We start from the raw sequence: 20,807 nt of genomic DNA on the forward strand, positions 1-20,807 counted from the left end.
GCTCATGCCTTACGCCGCCGGTCCGATGGCCGCGTCGGCCAGCGCCTTCAGCGTCGGGAAGTGGAAGTCCGGCTTGGTCAGCGTCTCCACCGCCGGCGTGCCGCCGAAACCGGCGATGCCCTGGCGGCGCTCGATCCAGCACACCTTGTAGCCGAGCTTTCGCGCGATCCCGATGTCGTGGTACTGGCTCTGCGCGACGTGCAGGATGTCGGACTGCTTGTAGCCGAAAGCTGACTGGCGCCCCTTGTTGTAGGCGAAGAACTCCGGGTTCGGCTTGGCAACGCCGGTATCGTCGGCGCAGACGGTGTCGTCGAAGGGATTGCCGAGCGCGTGCGCGTAGCAGGAGAGCGCGACGCGATCCGCATTGGTCATCGCCACCAGCCGGAACCTCGTGCGCAGGCGCTTCAGCGCCTCGACCGAATCCGCGAACGGCCCCCAGCGCAGCACCGAGAGCTGGAACACATCGCAGGACGCATCGTCGGAGGGAAGCCCGAGCTCCTTGGCGAGATGGCGATAGACGTGGAACATCGCCTCGCTCGAGCGCTCATAATGCTTGTCGCGGCCGCGCTTGTAGGGCTCGAAGATCTGCTCGTCGCTGAGCTCGGCCGGCGACTTGCCGGAGATCTTGCGTACCGCGGAGAGTACGCCGGTCTCGAAATCGATCAAGGTGCCGACGACGTCGAAGGTGAGAACCTTGAAATTGCTGAACGAGGCTGCTGACGACATCTTTGGTTTCTTCTCTCGGTTGAACAAGGCTTGAGTTCAGTCCCCCGCCCTGGGGACAACGATGGTGTCCTCGGGGTGAAGGGTCACGGTGAGGCTGCCGCCGAGCGGCGGGATGCGGCTGTAGGCCTGGTGATAGCTCGGCTGGCGCAGGCTGAGTGCGATGCCATCGGCGAGCGCCAGGAAGATGCGGAGACTCTCGCCCTGGTAGACGATGTCGGTGACCGTTCCGGTCAGCCGGTTGCAGGCGGCATCCTGCGCGCCGTCGTCGATCAGGAGCTTTTCGCTGTGCACGGCGAGCATCAGGGCATCGCCTGAGGGAATGGCGCGGGCGCTGCGCAGCAGCGCATTGCCGAGCGCGACGCTGGAGGCATCGACGCGGCGAACCGGCAGCATCGTCGCTTCCCCGATGAAGCTCGCGACGAAGGAATCCGCGGGATGATCGTGCAGCCGCTCGGGCGCGTCGATCTGGATCAGCCGGCCGTCCTTCATCACGGCGACGCGGTCGCTCATGGTCAGCGCCTCGCGCTGGTCGTGGGTAACGTAGATGATGGTGGCGCCGATGCGCCGGTGCAGCGCGCGCAGCTCGATCTGCATGGATTCGCGGAGCTGCTTGTCGAGCGCGGAGAGCGGCTCGTCCATCAGGATCAGGCGCGGCTCGAAGATCATCGCACGCGCCAGCGCCACGCGCTGGCGCTGGCCGCCGGAGAGCTGCGCGATGCCGCGCTCTTCATAGCCGGCGAGACCGACCATCGCGAGTGCTGCGCGCACCTTGTCGGGCCAGCTCGCTTTCGGCAGGCGCCGTGCGCGCAGGGGAAAGGCGACGTTCTCGCCGACGCTCATATGCGGGAACAGCGCGTAGTTCTGGAACACCACGCCGATGTCCCGCTTGTGCGGCGGCATCCAGGTGACGTCACGACCGCCGAACAGGATGGTTCCGCTCGACGGCAGGATGAAGCCGCCGAGAATTCCAAGCAGCGTGGTCTTGCCGGAGCCGGAAGGCCCGAGCAGCGAGACGAACTCGCCGGCGCCGACATTGAGCGAAACGTCGTCGAGAGCGCGAACGGGGCCATACGCCTTGCTCGCGGACCTGATCTCGACGCTTTCCGCTCGTTTGCCCAACGATCGACCTCGCCTCGTTCCCTGCAATGGCGTGCCTCACTGCGCGCCATAAGCCTGCTTTATAGACAGGAATGTTGACCACTTACGGCCGAAGCGTGCACCGCACCAAATCTTCGTTCGCAAGTCCTGTCTTTAGGCTGTGATGTCAATGACACCAGACTTGGCAAAACTCGGCAATTGCCAAATTCTCACCGCGTCCATAACATGGCGTTATGCCCGAGCTGCGCCGGATGCTGCCCTCCAGTAACGCCCTGTTCGTCTTCGACGCAGCGGCGCGCAATGGCAGTTTCACGGCGGCAGCAGCCGAGCTCAACGTCACGCAGCCGGCGGTGAGCCGGATGCTCGGACAGTTCGAGGAGCATCTCGGCGTCCGCCTGTTCGACCGCACTGCGGGGCGCGCGGTGCTCACCGAGGAAGGCGAGCTGCTCTATCGCCGTGTGCTCGAAGGCTTTCGCAGCATCGAGACCGGGCTCGTCGAGATCGAGCGGCGCCGCAAGGGCACCGAGACGGTGACGCTGTCGGTCTCCTCCGCCTTCACCACACATTGGCTGATGCCGCGCATCGACAAGCTCCAGAAGCAATTTCCCGACGTCGATCTGCGCTTCCAACTGATCTCCGGCGCGCTGCGCGGGCCGGTCGAGAATGTCGACCTCGGCATGCGCTTCCGTGACCGCGACGAGCCGTCATCCGGCGGCACGCTGGTGATGAAGGAAGTCATGCTGCCGATGTGCAGCCCCGGCTATCTCGGCGAGACCGATCCCACCGAAGGCAACACCATCATTCGCCTCGCCGAGACACCGGGCGACTGGGCGGCGGATTACGCCTCGCTTCTCACCGGCCGCCGCGGTGCGGCCAAGGCGCTGAGCTTCACCGACTATGCCGTCGTGATGCAGGCCGCCCTGCTCGGCCAGGGCATCGCGCTCGGCTGGCTGACGGTGGCCTCGCACTGGCTCCTGACCGGCGCGCTCGTGCCGGCCTCCGAAACGCTCACCACCACGCGGCGCATCTGCGAATTCCTGCCGCCGCGCAACCGGCCGATGCGCCCCATCGCCGCCGAGATCCGCGACTGGATCATCGCGCAGATGAAAAGCGAGATCGCCGCGATCGACCGGCTCTATCCGAAGCTCGGCGCGATGGCCGCCTGCTATTGATGCCGAACGATCACGGCGCGCTACCCGGGCCGGAAGCGCAGATTGGCGCGCGATAGCTGGCTGATCGACGTGCATCCCATCAGCTTCATATCGCGCACGAGCTCGGCCCGCAGCAGGCCGAGGGCCCGTTCGACGCCGGGCCGGCCGGCGGCGGCGAGCGGATAGAGATAGTATCGTCCAAGCCCGACCGCCTTGGCCCCGAGCGACAGCGCTTTCAGGATATGTGTTCCGCGCTGGATGCCACCGTCCATCATCACGTCGATGCGGTCGCCCACGGCATCGACGATTTCGGCGAGCTGATCGAAAGCCGAGCGGGAGCCGTCGAGCTGGCGGCCGCCATGATTGGAAAGGACGATCCCGGCACAGCCGATATCGACCGCGCGGCGCGCGTCTTCCACCGACATGATCCCCTTCAGGCAGAACGGGCCGTTCCAGGTCCGCACCATCTCCGCGACATCGTCCCAATTCATCGCGGGATCCAGCATTTCAGTGAAGTAGCGACCGATCGACATGGCGCCGCCGCTCATGTCGACATGCTCCTCCAGCTGCGGGAGCCTGAATTTTTCGTGGCTGACATACTGGATACCCCACATCGGCTTGATCGCGAACTGCAGCATCCCCGCAGGCGTCAGGCGGAAGGGAATGCTGAAGCCGGTGCGCAGATCGCGCTCGCGATTTCCCCCGGTGATGCTGTCGACCGTCAGCATCATCACCTCGACGCCCGCGTCCCTGGCGCGCTGCATCATGGCGCGGTTGAGACCGCGATCCCTGTGGAAATAGAATTGATAGACCTGCGGCGTGTCGTGGGCCTTGCGCAATTCCTCCAGCGACACCGTGCCCAGCGAGGAGACGCCGAACATGGTGCCGTAGCTCGCCGCAGCAGCGGCGACGGCACGCTCGCCTTCATGATGGAACAGGCGCTGCAAGGCGGTCGGCGAGCAGTAGAACGGCAGCGCGAGCTTCTGACCCATGATGGTGACCGACAGATCGACGTCCTGCACGCCGCGCAGCACGTTGGGCAGAAGGTCGCAATGCTCGAAGCTCGCGCTGTTGCGGCGATGGGTGGTCTCATCGTCGGCCGCGCCATCGATGTAGTCGAAGATCGGACCGGGCAGTCGGCGGCGCGCCAGCCGCCGGAAATCGTGGAAGTTATGACACTGTGTCAGGCGCATTTCTCAACTCCGCTCGCGGCATGCTCTGCGCGTCGACCATCTTGCCATCGCGCCGCCGATGCTGTCAGCGGCCGCCATCGCGGCGATTTCTCGCCTGATGGAGCCGCCGGTCTCCTATCGATGCTCGATCGCCCTGATCGCGCCACGGAGTTCGGCGAGGCCGCGCAGGCGTCCGATCGCGGTATAGCCGGGATTGGTGCGCTTGGTGGCGGCGAGATCATCGAGCATACGATGGCCGTGGTCGGGACGGAACACGATTCTCTTGTCGGGCGAACGCCGTGCGTTCTCCTTCAAGAGCGCCTTCAGCACCGCGACCATGTCGACGTCACCGTCGAGATGATCGGACTCGTAGAAGGACAGGCCGTCGGCCTCGCGCTTGGTCGCGCGCAGATGCGCAAACGCGATGCGCGGTCCGAAGCGCTCGGCCATCGCAGGCAGATCGTTCCCGGCGCGCACGCCGAGCGAGCCGGTGCACAGGCAGATGCCGTTGGCCTTTGAGGGAACGGCATCGAACAGAGCCTGATAGTCGTCGGCGGTCGAGGCAATGCGCGGCAGGCCGAACAGCGGGCGCGGCGGATCGTCGGGATGCAGCGTCAGGGACACCCCGAGTTGCTCGGCGACCGGCGTGACGCGGCCCAGGAACTCGGCGAGATGCTGCCGCAAGATCTTTGGCGTGATGTCGCGGTAGGTCTCCAGCCGGTCACGGAATTGCGGGATCGTCATCGGCTCGGTGGTCGAGCCCGGCAGCGCGCTGGCGATGACCATGACGAGATAGTCGATATCGGCCTGGCTCATCTTCTCGAACAGCTTTTTCGCGCGCGCCTGCTGCTCGGGCGAATACTCCTGAACGGCGGCGGGGCGCTTCAGGATATGCAGCTCGAACGCTGCAAAGCGGTCCTGGTCGAAGCGCATGGCGCGGGCGCCGTTCGGCAGCTCCCATTCCAGATCGGTGCGACACCAGTCGACCACCGGCATGAAATTGTAGCAGATGATCTTGATGCCGGCCGCGGCCACCGCTTCGAGACTCGCGATCCACGCCTCGATCGAGGCCGTCGCCTTAGCCCCGAGCCGCTTGACGTCGTCGGGGATCGGAATGGACTCCACCACCGACCACGTCAGTTGCGAGCGGCCGGGCTGGCCGTGCTCGATGAAGTTCTTGCGCTCCTCGACCGCCTTGCGTGTCCAGGCTTCGCCGATCGGTACCTGATGCAGCGCCGAGACGATATCCGTCGCCCCGGCCTGCCTGACATCGTCCAAAGACACCGGATCATCCGGACCGTACCAGCGCCATCCCTCGAGCATCATCGAAATTCTCCTAAAGCGTTTTCGAGCGAAGTGGATACCGGTTCGCGTGAAGAAAACGCGTCAAAACAAAGAATCAGTTCGCGGTCAGCACGACCTTGACGCTCTGCGAGCGGTCGAGCGCCAGCCGCAGTGCGTCCGGCGCGGTCGACAGCGGCCGCTCGGCGGTGACCAGCGACAGCACGTCGACGCTGCCGGCGCTGATCAGTTCCACTGCGGTCATGAACTCGAAGCCGAAGCGGAACGAGCCGCGCAGGTCGATCTCCTTCGCCATCACCGCATTCGACGGCGTCGGAATCTGGCCGCCCGGCAGATTGCCGATCTGCACCACAATGCCGCCGCGCCTGACGATGCCGATCGCACTGGCAAGGCCCGCGGCGGTGCCCGAGACCTCGAACGCGACGTCATAGGGACGCGATGCGGCCTGTGCCTTCAGTCCTTCCTCGCCGGCCGAGACGTTCTCGACATGCGAAGCGCCGAGCCGGGTCGCAAAGGCGAGCGGCGCCGGCGCGATGTCCGCCACCGTGATGTCGGCCATGCCGGCGCGGTGTGCGGCGAGCATGGTCAAAAGCCCGATCGGGCCGGCACCGAAGATGATGCCGCGCTTGCCCTCGATGTTGCCGGCGCGCGCCACCGCATGCAGGCAGACCGCGAGCGGCTCGGCCAGCGCCGCGGCCTGATAGGAGACGTGGTCGGGGATCTTCACGCATTGCGCGGGGATCGCGTCGAAATAGTTGGCGAAACCGCCCTGCATGTGCGGCGTCTTCGAGGCCGAGCCCATGAAGTAGATGTTCTCGCAGAGATTAGGCCGTCCCTCGCGGCAGGCGACGCAATGGCCGCACCAGCGCGACGGATTGACGGCGACATGGTCGCCGACCTTCAGGTTCGCTGCGGAACCTGCGATCTCCACGACCTCGCCGGAGATCTCGTGGCCGAGCACGAGTGGCGACTTCACGACGAAATCGCCGGTCCGGGCATGACGGAAATAATGCATGTCGGAGCCGCAGATGCCGCCGGCGCCGAAACGGATGCGCACCATGCCATCAGCGAGCCTGTCGAGCGGATGCTCGATCATGCGCAGATCTTCGGGGCCGAACAGGGTTGCGGCGAGAGCGGTGGAGGTCATTTGGAGAGTCCCATGTATTTAGGCAGCCAGAGGGTCAGTTCGGGAATGTAGGTGATCGCGATCAGCGCGACCATCAGCGGCACCAGCCAGGGCAGGATCGCGACCGTCGTGCGCTCGACCGAGAGTTTTGCCACGCGGGCGAGAACGAACAGCACCATGCCGAGCGGCGGATGCAACAGGCCGATCATCAGGTTCAGCGTCATGATCAGACCGAAATGGATCGGATCGATGCCGAGCTTGAGCACGATCGGCAGCAGGATCGGCACCAGGATGGTGATCGCCGCCGTGGTGTCGATGAAGCAGCCGACGAATAGGATCAGGACGTTGGCGAGCGCCAGGAACACCCATTTGTTGTGGGTGATGCTGAGCATCCAGTCCGAGAGCATTTGGGCTGCCTGCGACACCGTCAGCAGCCAGGCGAAGATCGAGGCTGCCGTGACGATGAACAGCACCGAGGCCGTGGTCTCGATGGTGTCGAAGGTCGCCTTCGCCACCGTCTTCAAGGTCATGGTACGGTAGCGGACGAGACCGAGGAACAGCGACCAGATCACGGCGGCGACCGCGGCCTCCGTCGGCGTGAACCAGCCGAGCGTCATGCCGCCGATCAGGATGACCGGCGCCATCAGCGCCATCACCGCCGAGAAGTCGAAGTACCAGTCGATCGCGAGCAGCGTGCCGAGGCCGATGACAACGGCCATGTTGGTGGACATGCCGGCCAGCACCATCAGCCAGATCGCGAGCGGGAAAGCCAGCACGATGGCGATCTCGATGCCGGCCGAGCCGAGCTGCGGCCAGGAGAACGGCGTATCGCTGCCCCATTTGTTCTTGTGCGCGAAATAGGTGACGGTGGCCATCATCAGCAGCGTCATGACGATGCCGGGAATGACGCCGCCAAGGAACAGCGCACCGATCGAGACGTTCGCCATCATGCCGTAGATCACGAAGGGCAGCGACGGCGGGATGATCGGCCCGAGCGTGGCTGAGGCCGCGGTGACGCCGACCGAGAACTCGGTGGAATAGCCGTGGTCCTTCATCGCCTTGATCTCGATGGTGCCGAGACCGGCGGCGTCCGCGATCGCCGTGCCCGACATGCCGGAGAAGATCACCGAGCCGATGATGTTGACGTGACCGAGGCCGCCGCGCATCCAGCCGACCAGCGCGACCGCGAATTTGTAGATGCGGCCGGTCACGCCGGCGATGTTCATGAGATTGCCGGCCAGGATGAAGAACGGCACCGCGAGCAGCGGAAAGCTCTCGACGCCGGCGATCATGCGCTGCGCCAGCGTGACATCAGGCGTCACGCCGCTGACCAGGATGTAGAGCAGCGACGACGCGGCCATGGCAATCGCCACGGGAACGCCGAGCAGCATCAGGATGAGGAAGCCTCCAAGCAACAGCAGCATAACTCTACCCCTCAAAACCGTCGTAGGCGCCGGGACGTTCGAGGATCGAATAGCCCTGTCGCAAATGTTGGATGGCCACCTGCACCGAGCGCACGAACATCAGCACGAAGCCCGCCAGCACGGCGTAATAGACGTAGTCCTTGGGCAGATTGATCGTGGTCATCGATTCGTCGCCGATGATCTGGATATAGACCCAGACCAGCTTGATGGCGTAGCCGAAGAAAGCGATCCGGATCAGGTCGATCGCGGTCGACAGCCCGCGCGCCACGACATGCGGCAGATAGCGGTAGATCAGGTCGACCTGGATGTGCCGCGACAGCCGAACGCACATCGAGGAGCCGATGAAGACCACGCCGATCAGGCAGTAGGTCGCGATCTCCTCGGTCCATGCATAGCTGTCGTTGAGGACGTAGCGGGTGAAGAACTGGAGGAAGACGGCAAGCGCCATCACCCAGAAGATCACCAGCGCCACCCAGTCCTCGAAAGCGTAGACGCCGAGATCGACCTTCGGCACCGCCTCTTCCTCGAAGGTGTGGGCGATCTCGTCCCCGGTGATCTGCCGGTGCACTTCGACGGTGGACATGGGGTTACTCCTCAACCTCTTAATCGTCATTCCGGGGTGACTCGAAGAGCCGAGCCCGGAACGACGACTTAGTTCTACGAACTCCGCTCCTCATCCTGAGGAGCTTGCGAAGCAAGCGTCTCGAAGGATGGCCTCAGGCGACGCCCGAGCGACATCCGGGCCTACATGGTTCGCCCGGCGATGCGAAGCATCGTCCGGAGCGCGCTTCGCGCTCCTCACCATGAGGGTCTCAGTTATTTCACCGCCTGAATGCGTTCCCAGTCGGCCTTGCGATAACCGAAGGTCTCGAACGCAACGTTCTTCAGCACGATGTCGCGGAACTCGTTCTTGTCGACCTCGGTCACGGTCAGTCCCTTCTCCTTGAAGAAGGAAACCAGCTTGGCCTCGTTCTGCTTGATCTCAGCGGTCGCTTTCGCAGCCGCCTCCTGGGCGACGTCGGTGAAGATCTTCTTGTCCTCGTCGCTCAGCTTCTTCCAGAGCGCGCCCGCCACCACCGTGTTGAGGTGGTCGACGATGTGGCCGGTCAGCACGATGTGCTTCTGCACTTCGTAGAACTTCTTGGCCTCGATCGTGGTCAGCGGGTTCTCCTGCGCCTCGACGGTGCCGTTCTGGAGCGCGAGATAGACTTCGGCGAACGCGATCGGCGCGGTGTTAGCGCCGCAGGCGCGCGGCATCGCGAGATAGGCCGGAACGTCGGGCACGCGCATCTTGAGGCCCTTGAGGTCGGCGCAAGTCTTGATCGGCTTGTTCGACGAGGTCTGGCGCACGCCGTAATAGGTCACCGCGACGATGTGGTGGCCGCTCTTGTCCTCATAGCCCTTGGCGAGCTCCTTGAAGATGTCGCTCTTGGTGTAGGCAAGGAGATGGTCGGCGTCGCGGAAGGTGTAGGGATAGTAGGTCACGCCGATCGGCGGGAAGCTCTTGGCCGCGAAGCTCGAGCCGGAGATGATGATGTCGACCGAGCCGAGCGAGAGGCCCTGGTTGATGTCGGCTTCCTTGCCGAGTTGCGACGCCGGATAAACGTCGACGGTATAGCGCCCGTTGGTGCGCTTGCCGATCTCCTGCGCGGCCCAGACCGAGGCGGTGTGGAACGGCTCCGAGGTCTCGTAGACATGGGCCCATTTGAGCTTGGTCTGCGCCATGCCCGGATTGGTCGCCGCGCACATCGCCGCGACCGAAGTCGCCAGCACCATCGTCATCTTCTTCAACACTGACTTATCCTCCACTGACTAAAGTCTGCTTCTTGTTCGCCCGCCCCAAAAACCGGGACGAGCCGCCCAATCTCATCGTCGCCGCACGCTGCCGCTTTTGGCCTGCGTCTTCGCGCGTTTTGGTTTTGCCGGTTTCGCCGGCGTGCGCGCGATCCGGCCCCGCTCCGCGGGCGATCCCGCGGCGGTCTCGGCACCAAAGTTCTGCGCAAAGCGCTCCTGCGAGCGCGCTAGATGCTTGCGCATGGCCTCGCGCGCGGCGTCCGGATCATGCGCTGCAATCGCGTCGCGCACGGCGCAATGCTCGTCGAGCGCGGTGCGCCAGGTGCCCGGGCTCTCGAAGTAATGCGCAAGCTGCGCGAAATAGGGATTGAGGCGCTGGTCGAACAGCTCGCCGACCACGCGCACCAGCACGGCATTGCCGAGACTGCCGGCGATCGCGACGTGAAAGGCACGGTCGTGCACCATCGAGGCCTCGCCGGGATGCTCGACATTCTCCATCGCGACAAGCGACGCATCGATGCGGGCGATATCGTCCTTGGTCGCCACGCGCGCGGCCTGCTCGGCGAGCGCGCTTTCCAGGAATTCGCGAGCGCGCAAGAGCTCGAACGGGCCTTCGATGCCGGCGGCCGGAAGCGCAGGCGCGGCGTCCGCCGGCTCGGTCACATAGATGCCGGAGCCGACGCGAATGCGGACACGGCCCTCGACCTCGAGCGCGATCAGGGCTTCGCGCACCGTCGGCCGCGAGATCCTGAGCTGCTCGGCGAGCTCGCGCTCGGTCGGCAAGCGGCTGCCGACCGCGTACTCGCCGCTGTCGATCAGGCTTCGCAATTGATCGGCGACCTGGCGGTAAAGCCGTCTCGCCTCCACAGCTTCCAGCGGCACGCTGGCCTCCCCGAAAGGGTCTCGCCGGGAAGCATCGCGTCCCGGCGGCCCGCCAATTTTGGAAAATTGGTCTTACCAATTGACCGAAGCATTGACCGAGGACAGGCGCCATGTCAAGCAGCGGCCAAACACAGGGAGAGACGACCATGCGCTATAATTCAACGCGTCTTGGCCGCGCCAATCTCGACCGGCTGCCGTCCGCCATCCGCCGCCCGGCCTATGACCGCTCGCGCGTTACGCCCGGCATCGTGCATCTGGGCCTGGGCGCCTTTCATCGCGCGCACCAAGCCGTCGTCATCGACGACTGCCTTGCCGCAGGCGGCTCGTCCTGGGGCATCGTCGGCGCGAGCCTGCGCAGCCCGGATACGCGCGACGCCCTCGCCCCGCAGGATCATCTCTACACTGTCGCCGTACGTGCCGCCGAAGGCACCGAACACCGCGTCATCGGCGCGCTGCTCGACAGTGTCGTCGCGCGCGAGAAGCCGGCAGCACTGGTCGAGCGGATGGCCGATCCCGCCATTCGCATCGTCTCGCTGACGGTTACCGAGAAGGGCTATTGCCACACGCCGCAGACCGGCGATCTCGACGAGCGCCATCCGGATGTCGTGCACGATCTCAACAATTTTGACGCGCCGCGCTCGGCACCCGGCTTCATCGTCGCTGCACTGGCGCGCCGGCGCGCACAGGGGCTGGCGCCCTTCACCGTGCTCTGCTGCGACAACCTCGCCGCCAACGGCCACACCGTGCAGCGGATCGTGACGCAGTTCGCCGCGCTCCGCTCGAAGGACCTCGGCAAATGGATCGCCGATAGTACCGCCTTCCCATCGACGATGGTCGACCGCATCGTGCCGGAGACGACGGACGCCGACCGGGATGCGGTCTCGAACGCGCTCGGCATGCGCGACGCCTGGCCTGTGATGACCGAGCCGTTCACGCAATGGGTGGTCGAGGACCGCTTCACGGCGGGGCGGCCCGATTTCGCCGCCGCCGGTGTCGAGCTCGTCACCGACGTCAAGCCGTTCGAGCTGATGAAGCTGCGGCTGCTCAACGCCAGCCATTCGGCGCTGGCCTATCTCGGCTATCTCGCAGGCTACGAGACCATCGCCGACACCATGCTGGATCCGCATTTCGCCCGTCTCGCCGCGCAGGTGATGGAAGAGGCCGCGGTGACGCTGACGATGCCTGTTGGCACCGATCTCGCCGCCTATCGCGCCTCGCTGCTCAAGCGCTTCGCCAACCCCGCGCTGCATCACCGTACCTGGCAGATCGCGATGGACGGCTCGCAGAAGCTTCCGCAGCGCCTGCTCGGCGCGATGCAGGATCGCCTGCGCAAAGACCTGCCGATCGCGACGCATGCGCTCGCGGTGGCCGGCTGGATGCGTTACGTCACCGCGACAGACGAGCAGGGCCGCGCCATCGACGTTCGAGATCCGCTCGCCGCCGAGTTCGCCGCGCTGGCGCGCGAGGCGGGTCCCGTCGCCGAACGGCTCGCGCCCGCATTGCTCGGGGTCGAGAAAGTGTTCGGACCGCTGGGCACTGAGCCGCGCCTGCGCGAGGCCGTGACCACGGCGCTCGGCCGTCTTTATAAGGATGGTGCGCGGCGAGCGGTGGAGACATCTGTCTCGGCGTGACCACAAAGCAGGCAATGCTGCACTGCGGTCCAAATCGAACGCAAAGTCGAACGGAAGTCGCGCTTGATTTTTGCCTGCCATTGCCCCACCCGAGAGGCATGGCAAAGGACAATAAGGTCATCGCCGCGAACGCGGCCTTCTACGCCGCCTTTTCAACGGGCGACTTCGACGAAATGGAGCGGATGTGGGCGGATGACGACGCCATTTCCTGCATCCATCCCGGCTGGCCGGCCATCATCGGCCGGGCCACGGTGATCGGCAGCTGGCGCGACATCCTGCAAAATCCGGAACGGCCGCAGATCGTTTGCGCCGAACCGCAGGCGATCGTCGACGGCGACAGCGCGCGCGTGCTCTGCATCGAGATCGTCGACGGCACCGCTTTGGCCGCGGCCAACCATTTTCGGCGTGTCGGCGACGGCTGGCGGCTGGTGCACCACCAGTCGAGCCCGATCGCGCAGATTGTCGAGCAGGCTGAAGACGATAGAATGAGCCACCGCGTCCACTGACCGCGGCGGCCCGGCCGGCGCTATCTACTGTGCATGGGGTTGTTTTTCAGTTTTTTGTTTTGAGCCCCCGAGTTCCGACAAATCGTCCAGCACGACCTGCGCCGCACTGAAATCATCGTCCCGAAAGAACATGCTTCTGGTGATGAGCACTGGAATGTTCGCCCGCGAGGCCGCGATCAGACCGTTGCGGGAATCCTCGATCGCGACGCAGTCGGCTGCGCCCAGCTTCAGCCGCGCCAGGGTTTCCAGATAGACATCCGGCGCCGGCTTCTTGTGGCGGACATCGTCGCCGGCGACGACCGCATCAAAATCCGCCGCCCAGCGCGTTCCCAGCGCTTGCGACAGCAGCGCATCGATATTGCCGTGCGAGGTGGTAGTCGCGATCGCGAGCCGCTGGCCGCGGGACTTCGCGGCGGCGAGCAGATCGGCCACGCCGGGCCTCAAGGGACAGCAGCCGGTTTCGATCAGCACGGCGTAATGCGCGGTCTTGATGCGGTGAAGGGCTGCGATATCCGCATCCGGCAATGGCGGCGGGACTTGCAGCCTCGCGTGAAAGGCGCGCATGCGCTCCTTGCCACCGGTGACACGCAGCAGCTCCTTGTAGACGGCCCGGTCCCACTGCCAGTCGAGACCGTGGCGAACGAAGGCATGGTTGAAGGCCTGCCGATGCAGCTCCTCGGTTTCGGCCAGCGTGCCGTCTACATCGAAGATCAGCGCGGCGGCGCGCCTGATCAACTCCGCGGCACCGCATGGCACTGCGGCCGGCGCTTCTGCCTGCATGACCGACGCCTCCCTCCTGACACGCGAGCATCGCCTGCCCTGGCCGGCGAGTAAAATTGCAATATCTTTTGCCGGACCCAAAAATCCCTTATGAGCGAACGGCGCGCAGCTCGCGCGAGCGGGAACTCCAGCACGGCAGGCGCATGCGGCTCTTCATCCTCGGCCTCGGCTACAGTGCCCGGCATTTCGTCGGCCAATTCGGCGGCCGCTTTTCGCATATCGCCGGCACCGTGCGCGATCCCGGGGCGCGAAACGACCTTGCCGGCATCGAGGTGCACGCCTTTTCCGGCGGCAGTCCGGCGCGCGAGGTGATCGAGAGAGTGCGCGACGCCGATGTCCTTCTCATATCGATCCCGCCCGGCAGCGCGGGCGACCCCGCAGTTACGGCCCTTGGCGACGCGCTCGCGGGCCGGCGGCGGAAGATCGTCTATCTCTCCACCATCGGCGTCTACGGCGATCACGCAGGCCGCTGGGTGGACGAGAGCACGCCGCCGCAGGCCACCCTCGACCGCACGCGAACGCGCGTTGCGGCGGAGCAAGCCTGGACCGCCGCGGCGCGCGGCGATGTCGCGATCCTGCGGCTTGCGGGCATCTACGGGCCCGGCCGCAACGCGCTGGTGACGCTGCGGGCGGGGACGGCGCGGCGCATCATCAAGCCGGGGCAAATGTTCAACCGCATCCACGCCGACGACATCGCGAGCGCGATCATGGCGGCGGTGAAGCACGGTGACGGCGGCACATGGAACGTCTGCGACGACGAGCCGGCGCCGCCGCAGGATGTGATCGCTTATGCGGCGAAAGTGATGGGCCTTGCGCCACCTCCCGAAGAGCCGTTCGAGACCGCCGAGATGTCGGCGATGGCCCGCAGCTTCTATGCCAGCAGTGCCCGGGTCTCCAACGCGAAACTGAAGCACGAGCTCGGTGTCACGCTTGCCCATCCGACCTATCGGCATGGCCTGGATGCGTTGTGGCGCACCGGGCAAGGACGATAGGTTCCTGTTATCTCCAACGCGCCCCAGACATGCCTCGCCCGCGGTTGACTTCGCTCTGGCGCAGTCGTGATCTAAGCGCTCAGCGAGCCACCGCAGAACGAGCTCGCCTTGGGAGGATGCAATGAACAAGACGATCGCCATGATCGCGGCGGCGGCTGCCGTCATCACGTTCGGTGCGGCGCGCGCCGCACCACTGCCCGAAGCCAATCCTGATGACGCCGGTTTCTCGAAGCAGGGTCTCGCGCGGCTCGACAGCTTCTTCGCGCGCGAGATCGCCGCCAAGCGCGTCCCCGGCGCCGTCGTCGCGGTGGCGCGGGACGGCAAGCTCGTGCACTACAAGGCTTACGGCATGCTCGATCCGGACAAGGGCACGCCGATGCCGGTCGATGCGATCTTCGCGCTGGCCTCGATGACCAAGCCGATGGCGGCGGTCGCCGGCCTGACGCTGATGGAGAAAGGCCAGTTGCCGCTCCAGGCCAAGCTGTCCGACTATTATCCCGGCTTTGCCGACATGAAGGTCGGCGCGACCGGGTCCGATGGCTCGCTCAAGCTCGAACCGCAGGCCTCCCCGATCTTCATCCACGATCTCTACCGGCATACGTCCGGATTGATGTATGGCGGCCGCCCCGACTCATCGAGCCCGGTGGCGCGGCAATACCCCGATGGCGTCGCCCCGGCGGTGGAAGGCGACACTGAGACCTTCATCGGCCGCATCACGAAACTGCCGCTGGCACATCAGCCCTCGACCGAGTTCGAATACGGCTTCTCGATCGACGTGCTCGGCGCCGTCGTCGAGAAGGTCAGCGAGCAGAGGCTCGGCGACTATCTCGCCGCCAATGTGTGGCAGCCGCTCGGCATGAAGGACGCGACCTTCCACCCGACCGACGCGCAGCGCCCTCGCCTCGCCCGCCCGTTTGCCAACGATCCGCTGACCGGCAAGCCGCAAGCCATCAAGCTGCTGGACACCCCGACCAAGTTCGACTGCGGCGGCGCCTGCTCATTCGCGACGATGGGCGACTACATCCGCTTCGGCCAGATGCTGCTCAACGGCGGCGAGCTCGACGGCCAGCGCATTCTTTCCCCGAAGACCGTGCATCACATGACGACCAACCACCTCGGTCCCGAGATCAAGAACAACGTGGCGAACATCGAGCCGCATCGCGCCGGCTTCGGCTTTGGTCTCGCGGTCGCGGTCCGGACCAGCGAAGGGCTGTCGTCGGTTCCCGGCAATCCCGGCGAGTTCACCTGGAACGGCGCCTACGGGACGCAGTTCTTCTGCGATCCCAAGGAGCGTCTCGTCGTGGTGGTGGGAACGGCGGCGCCGGGCGAGCTCAGGAAATATTATCGCGAGCAGGTGCAGGACATCGTCTATGGCGCGATGGTGAAGTAAGACCGGCGCGCTGGAATAGAAAGGGCGGCCGCTCAGGCCGCCCTTTGCGAATCTGGCGTCAGCTCAACACGCCGTACTTCTTGAACCAGGCCTGAGCCTGCTTCCAGGCATCTTCCGCCGCATCCTTGCGATAGCTGCCGCGATAGTCGGCATGGAAGCCGTGCGGCGCCTGCGGATAGATCTTGAATTCGGCGATCTTCTTGTCCTGCTCGAGCGTCGCCTTGAACTGCTCGACCTGGGCCACGGGAATGCCGGTATCGGCGCCGCCATAGAGGCCGAGCACCGGCGCCTTCATCTCGGGGGCGAGCTGAAGCGGGCTCTTCGGCCACACCGGATTGGCGGGATCGACCGGCGCACCGTAGAACGCGACACCAGCCTTGAGGCTGCCACTATGGGCGGCGTATTCCCAGACATTGCGGCCACCCCGGCAGAAGCCGATGATGCCGAGCTTCGTGGTGTCGCCGCCTTGCGATCCCGCCCACGCCACCGTCGCATCGAGATCGGACAGCAGCTCGGCGTCCGGCTTGGCATTGACGACCGGCAGCAGATCCTTGATGTCGGTGACCTTGGTGAGATCGACACCCTTGCGGAAGTAATAGTCGGGCGCGACCGCGAATGCGCCGAGCTTGGCGAGGCGCCGTGTCACGTCCTTGATGTATTCGTGCAGGCCGAAAATCTCCATCGCCACGATGATCACCGGCGCCTTGGTGTTGCCGGCCGGGCGAGCGAAATAGGCAGGCATCTCTTCGGACCCGACCTTGATCCTGGCGTCGCCAGCCTGGAGGCCGCCGGTATCTGTCGTGATGATTTCGGCACGGACCGGACCGGCCGCAAGCGTGTAGCCGGCAGCGACGGCCGCGGTGGCGCTCATGAATCCGCGGCGCGAGACCGGGGCGACTTTCGTCAGCCCGACGACGTCGGATGTCATGGTGGTTTCGAAGCTCATCGGTCGATCCTTCCTGATGCTTGGCCCTGATTCCTCAGGCGGCGCATTCGCCGATAATTGCCGGCGAAACGCAAATCACCAGCCTGCGAGCATGTCCGCGTTCAGGCCAGGCCCTGACGTTTTTTCACCGGCGCCGTTTCGGGCATCAGGCTCATTGCGACAAGTCCGACGATCGCCGCAAGCAGGAGGTACCAGGCCGGTGCCAGCGGATTGCCGGTGACGTGGAGGAGCCAGGTGACCACGAGCTGCGCCGTACCTCCGAAGCTCGCGATCGCCACCGCGTAGACGGTCGCGAACACGCCTCCGCGGATGTTCTGGGGCAGCGCTTCGGTGAAGGTCGCATAGAACGCGGTGAACGGCAGCGAGCCGATGATCGACAGCACGCCGAAGCCGATCAGGAGCGACAGCGCGCCCGGTGCATGGACGATCCACAGGAAGGTCGGATAGGTGAGCAGGAGGGTTGCGAGCTGCGGCCAGATCATGATCGGCTTGCGGCCGAGACGATCGGCGAGCCATCCGCCGACCAGTGCGCCGACGAACTGAATGCCGTTGCTGACGAGCGACACGGCGAAAGCCAGTGTCGACGACACGTGCAGGGTATTCTGCGCATAGGTCGTCATATATTGCGTGACATAGGTCGAGATCGTGCCGCTGGCCAGGATCATCAAGGCCAGCGCGATGACGCCGAGGTGACGCCGGGCCTGCGAGAGGTGACCCGTGCGCTCTTTCGCTGCGACACCGGCATCGGCATGCGGAATCGTCTCGGGCAGTGTCCGCCGCATCCAGAACCCAAACGGCAGGCAGACGGCCCCGATCAGGAACGCCACCCGCCAGCCGTAGGAGTCCAGCATCTCCGGCGCCATGGTCGTGCTCAGGATGACGCCGACCAGCGCGCCGGCGGTCGCCGCAATCTCCTGGCTCGCCGGCTGCCATGCCACGACCAGCGCCCGATGCTCGGGCGGGGCAATCTCGAGAAGATAGGCGGTGGTCGGTCCGACCTCGCCGCCGAGGGCGAAGCCCTGCACCATGCGCGCCGCAATCACGATGATGGGCGCGGCGACGCCGATCATGCGATAGGACGGCGAGAGCGCGATGGTCAGGATAGCAGCTCCCATCAACGCAAAGCTCAGCAGCATGGCGGGCCGCCGGCCGATCCGGTCGGAATAGATGCCGAGCACGATCCCGCCGATCGGCCGCGTCACGAAGCCGGCCCCGAACGTCGCCAGCGACAGCATCAGGCTGCCGTACTCGCTTCCGGTCGGGAAGAAGGTATGGCCGATCTGGATGGCGAAGAAGCTGTAGGTAATGAAATCGTAGAATTCGAGCATGTTGCCGATGGTGGCTGCGAATGCTGCTCGTTTGACGTTGAACGGCGCCGCTTGCTCAATTCCCAACGACACTTTGACTCCCTGGATTCGCTCGTTTGCCGGACTTAACCGTCTGGCTGCATTGCGTCGCAACATCCATTAACCGAAAGAGAGGGTTCTCTTCCGGCCAGCCACATCGCCAGGCGTTGCCGGTGATGCGCCCTTTTGCGTATTCGAAACTCCAGGCCGCAACAAATGGGCTTCGCAGTGGCGACAATGACACATCATGTTGCTCAGGCGTCGCACATCACCGTCAATTCACGCGCAAGCTCTCGTGATTTGATTGAAATTTTCAGAAGAGTTGAGCCGTGCGATTTACTCGAACTTTCTGTGTGACGCTCTAGTTCCACGGCCGGAAGTTCCATCTGCACAACGGATGCAACTTCCCGAGCGCGGTCCCTCCATCCGGCAACGGACGAAGAATCGCCCGAGAACTTTCATTCTCGTCCACCCAGATTGCGCTACCAAAGGCTCAATTGAATAAAGCTTGTCCGACCTGGAACTGAAATGATTTTAGCTCGCGAAGCGATTGAATTGCTGGGACAGATGGCCCGCATCCTGTGGTTCGAAGGCACCAAGCATGGCTTGCGCGACCGCGAATGGATGGCCCTGCGCTTTCTGTCCCGCGCCAACCGTTTCTCGCGAACGCCCTCGGCGCTCGCGAGCTACGTCGGCACCACCCGCGGCACCGCCTCTTTCATCATCGGCGAGCTCGAGCGGCTCGGATATCTGGAGCGAAAGCGGTCCGCGACGGACAAGCGATCGGTGACGCTGAGCGTGACGCAGCAGGGCAAGAAGTTCCTGGTGCGCGACCCCATCAGCGTTCTCCTCGAGCCGATCGCCGTCCTCGACGACGAGGCCAAGATCCGCTTTCGCGACACGCTCCGGCACGTGCTCGATCAGGCGGACGCGGCCGAGCAGCGGCACCATACCGACGTCTGCAAGCGATGCATCTTCCTGCGCGAGGATCGCACCGCCACGGACGGCAAGCCCGGCGCCGCCGAGTTCAGCTGCCGCCTGTTTCGCGCGCCGATCGCGGAGCCGGAGATCGATCTGCTATGCACCAGCTTCGAGCATCATCGCCAATAGGAGGCGGCCCTCGATCACGGCGTCGCCTTGCGTGACGAGTAGATGACGCCACCGCTGGACTCCACGACCAGACGGCCGTTCTCGTTCTTGATCTCTTCGATGCGGCCAAGCCCGGGTACCTGCTGTCCAAGCACGGCCTCGATGACGCCGTTCGGACCTTGCAGGATCGCAATTCCCTCATAGGCCTGGCGGACCGACCAGCCCTTGACCACCTTGCGCGGCGCCGACGGAGGAACCGAACCCGTGATCTCGGGCGCGGCAACCGAGGCCATCATCGGCATCGTCTGCGAGGGCGGCTGCGAGGCAACGGCCGCCGGTGCCTGGGCCTGAGCCTGGGCGAGCTTGTCCAGCTTCACCGTCGAGGACGAGCTCACCCGCTCGATACGGTCGAGATTCTCGGCGAACCTGCCGAAGCGATCGTTGGTCGCCTTGCTCGACTGATCGACCGCGGTGCGCAGGCCGTCGAGATTTTCGGACACGCCCGACACCTGCTTGCGCAGCAGCGCGACGGTCTCGCGCAGATTCCTGATCTCCGTATTGGCGGCAACGTTGCTTTGGGCGGGCTGCGTGGTGAGATAGGCGATCACGCCGGTGCAGGCACAGACCACCAGGATCGCAGCGACCGCCAATGTTGCGAGCGGCGCGACCCATGTCGGACGCGGCGGCGGCGGCTTGGCCACGATCACGGCCGGCTTCATCACGGTCGGCGCAGGCTTCGGTATCGCCATCTTGTCGAGGCGCGCCTTGGCGCGAATACGCTTCAGGCCCTCGAGCGCCTCTTTCGCCAGAGTCTCGTCGTTCGCCGCTGCCGACACACGCTTCGCGCTTGCAGCGGGCTTGGCCGTCTGTGTCGTGCTTGTATCGCGCGCATCCGGAGCCGGCTTCGCCGCCGCGGAAACATCAGCGGTCGCGTTGGGACGAGCTTGTCCATCGGACAACATGTGAAAATGCTCCGTTCGGTTCGATCTATCGAACGGTGAAGTTATTTGCCGAAGCTTGCCTGAAACGTGCGCAGCGAAAACTTTTCATCGCGCCCGATGCGACGTCGCATGAGTCAAAAGCGTCATGGACGTGGCGAGAGTGCGACTCGAAAGACACACACTCGCCAAGATTTCGCCAAGCTGGAGTCGCCTCGCCATACATGAGTCGAATTGTCGCATGGGGAAACACCAGCAGGAGAGTCAATCCCGGGTTGAAAACCCCGCTATGCGCATGACCCGCAGCACCGCGCAAAACAGCTGTGATTACGCGGGGATGCGGAACTTTAGAAACGCTACGGTGCAAAACTAGTTCGATTACCAAATCAACTGATGCGATCGAACATACAAAGAAACAACCAGAAACGAATCAACAGCATCAAACACGCATAGCAACCGCTTTGCTGCGCGCGCTTGATCGGAAATCGGCAATTGTTACGGTCCTACTCAAGTG

General features: G+C 64.7%; 19 protein-coding genes. 6 read left to right on the plus strand and 13 right to left on the minus strand.

Annotated features, from left to right (window positions below):
• Window positions 1-9 precede the first annotated feature (9 nt).
• Both ABIA90_RS22420 and ABIA90_RS22425 read right to left on the minus strand, forming a co-directional pair.
• Entirely contained in the window at window positions 10-726 is a 717-nt protein-coding gene (locus ABIA90_RS22420; RefSeq protein ID WP_354119357.1) for an HAD family hydrolase, read from the minus strand.
• A gap of 36 nt (window positions 727-762) precedes the next feature.
• A complete protein-coding gene (locus ABIA90_RS22425; protein ID WP_354119356.1) occupies window positions 763-1,845 on the minus strand; it encodes an ABC transporter ATP-binding protein in 1,083 nt (360 codons plus the stop codon).
• A gap of 212 nt (window positions 1,846-2,057) precedes the next feature.
• Here ABIA90_RS22425 and ABIA90_RS22430 point away from each other — a divergent pair, with 212 nt between their 5' ends.
• A complete protein-coding gene (locus ABIA90_RS22430) occupies window positions 2,058-2,996 on the plus strand; it encodes a LysR family transcriptional regulator (protein WP_354119355.1) in 939 nt (312 codons plus the stop codon).
• Between the two features lie 20 nt (window positions 2,997-3,016).
• Here the strand turns inward: ABIA90_RS22430 and ABIA90_RS22435 are convergent, their stop codons facing one another.
• From ABIA90_RS22435 to ABIA90_RS22465, 7 genes are all read right to left on the minus strand, one after another.
• On the minus strand, window positions 3,017-4,168 hold the full coding sequence (locus tag ABIA90_RS22435) for an alpha-hydroxy acid oxidase (protein WP_063981332.1): 1,152 nt from the start codon (window positions 4,166-4,168) through the stop codon (window positions 3,017-3,019).
• A gap of 114 nt (window positions 4,169-4,282) precedes the next feature.
• The gene (gene uxuA, locus ABIA90_RS22440; RefSeq protein WP_080586724.1) at window positions 4,283-5,473 is read right to left on the minus strand and encodes a mannonate dehydratase; all 1,191 of its coding nucleotides are present in this window, start codon (window positions 5,471-5,473) and stop codon (window positions 4,283-4,285) included.
• Between the two features lie 73 nt (window positions 5,474-5,546).
• On the minus strand, window positions 5,547-6,596 hold the full coding sequence (locus ABIA90_RS22445) for an L-idonate 5-dehydrogenase (protein WP_354119354.1): 1,050 nt from the start codon (window positions 6,594-6,596) through the stop codon (window positions 5,547-5,549).
• On the minus strand, window positions 6,593-7,999 hold the full coding sequence (locus ABIA90_RS22450) for a TRAP transporter large permease (protein WP_063981330.1): 1,407 nt from the start codon (window positions 7,997-7,999) through the stop codon (window positions 6,593-6,595). Before ABIA90_RS22450 ends, ABIA90_RS22445 begins: the two co-directional genes overlap by 4 nt.
• Window positions 8,000-8,003: 4 nt before the next feature.
• Complete coding sequence (locus ABIA90_RS22455; RefSeq protein WP_166102683.1) at window positions 8,004-8,582, minus strand: TRAP transporter small permease; 579 nt, start codon at window positions 8,580-8,582, stop codon at window positions 8,004-8,006.
• A 233-nt stretch (window positions 8,583-8,815) separates the two neighbouring features.
• Window positions 8,816-9,775 carry a sialic acid TRAP transporter substrate-binding protein SiaP gene (locus ABIA90_RS22460; RefSeq protein WP_354119553.1) on the minus strand — a complete coding sequence of 320 codons (960 nt, stop codon included), beginning with the start codon at window positions 9,773-9,775 and terminating at the stop codon, window positions 8,816-8,818.
• A 90-nt stretch (window positions 9,776-9,865) separates the two neighbouring features.
• Entirely contained in the window at window positions 9,866-10,675 is an 810-nt protein-coding gene (locus ABIA90_RS22465; protein WP_354119353.1) for a FadR/GntR family transcriptional regulator, read from the minus strand.
• A gap of 146 nt (window positions 10,676-10,821) precedes the next feature.
• Here ABIA90_RS22465 and ABIA90_RS22470 point away from each other — a divergent pair, with 146 nt between their 5' ends.
• Together ABIA90_RS22470 and ABIA90_RS22475 are read left to right on the plus strand one after the other, a co-directional pair.
• The gene (locus ABIA90_RS22470) at window positions 10,822-12,306 is read left to right on the plus strand and encodes a mannitol dehydrogenase family protein (RefSeq protein WP_354119352.1); all 1,485 of its coding nucleotides are present in this window, start codon (window positions 10,822-10,824) and stop codon (window positions 12,304-12,306) included.
• A 98-nt stretch (window positions 12,307-12,404) separates the two neighbouring features.
• On the plus strand, window positions 12,405-12,812 hold the full coding sequence (locus ABIA90_RS22475; protein WP_354119552.1) for a nuclear transport factor 2 family protein: 408 nt from the start codon (window positions 12,405-12,407) through the stop codon (window positions 12,810-12,812).
• Between the two features lie 24 nt (window positions 12,813-12,836).
• On the opposite strand, the gene ABIA90_RS22480 is transcribed toward ABIA90_RS22475, so the two are convergent.
• Complete coding sequence (locus ABIA90_RS22480) at window positions 12,837-13,592, minus strand: HAD family hydrolase (protein ID WP_354119351.1); 756 nt, start codon at window positions 13,590-13,592, stop codon at window positions 12,837-12,839.
• A gap of 143 nt (window positions 13,593-13,735) precedes the next feature.
• On the opposite strand from ABIA90_RS22480, the gene ABIA90_RS22485 reads away from it, so the two are divergent.
• Together ABIA90_RS22485 and ABIA90_RS22490 are read left to right on the plus strand one after the other, a co-directional pair.
• Window positions 13,736-14,584, plus strand: a complete 849-nt coding sequence (locus ABIA90_RS22485) for an NAD-dependent epimerase/dehydratase family protein (protein ID WP_354119350.1) — start codon at window positions 13,736-13,738, stop codon at window positions 14,582-14,584.
• A gap of 121 nt (window positions 14,585-14,705) precedes the next feature.
• A complete protein-coding gene (locus tag ABIA90_RS22490) occupies window positions 14,706-15,974 on the plus strand; it encodes a serine hydrolase domain-containing protein (protein WP_354119349.1) in 1,269 nt (422 codons plus the stop codon).
• Between the two features lie 58 nt (window positions 15,975-16,032).
• Here ABIA90_RS22490 and ABIA90_RS22495 read toward each other — a convergent pair whose 3' ends face one another.
• Window positions 16,033-16,920 (minus strand): dienelactone hydrolase family protein, encoded by an 888-nt coding sequence (locus ABIA90_RS22495; protein ID WP_304491251.1) that lies wholly within the window; start codon window positions 16,918-16,920, stop codon window positions 16,033-16,035.
• A gap of 101 nt (window positions 16,921-17,021) precedes the next feature.
• Window positions 17,022-18,248, minus strand: a complete 1,227-nt coding sequence (locus ABIA90_RS22500) for an MFS transporter (RefSeq protein ID WP_354119551.1) — start codon at window positions 18,246-18,248, stop codon at window positions 17,022-17,024.
• Between the two features lie 546 nt (window positions 18,249-18,794).
• On the opposite strand from ABIA90_RS22500, the gene ABIA90_RS22505 reads away from it, so the two are divergent.
• Entirely contained in the window at window positions 18,795-19,376 is a 582-nt protein-coding gene (locus ABIA90_RS22505; RefSeq protein WP_208088486.1) for a MarR family winged helix-turn-helix transcriptional regulator, read from the plus strand.
• A gap of 14 nt (window positions 19,377-19,390) precedes the next feature.
• Here the strand turns inward: ABIA90_RS22505 and ABIA90_RS22510 are convergent, their stop codons facing one another.
• On the minus strand, window positions 19,391-20,317 hold the full coding sequence (locus ABIA90_RS22510) for a hypothetical protein (RefSeq protein ID WP_231143347.1): 927 nt from the start codon (window positions 20,315-20,317) through the stop codon (window positions 19,391-19,393).
• Window positions 20,318-20,807: the final 490 nt, after the last annotated feature.

This window comes from Bradyrhizobium sp. LA6.8 (genome assembly GCF_040547935.1).
Taxonomy (GTDB): domain Bacteria; phylum Pseudomonadota; class Alphaproteobacteria; order Rhizobiales; family Xanthobacteraceae; genus Bradyrhizobium; species Bradyrhizobium barranii.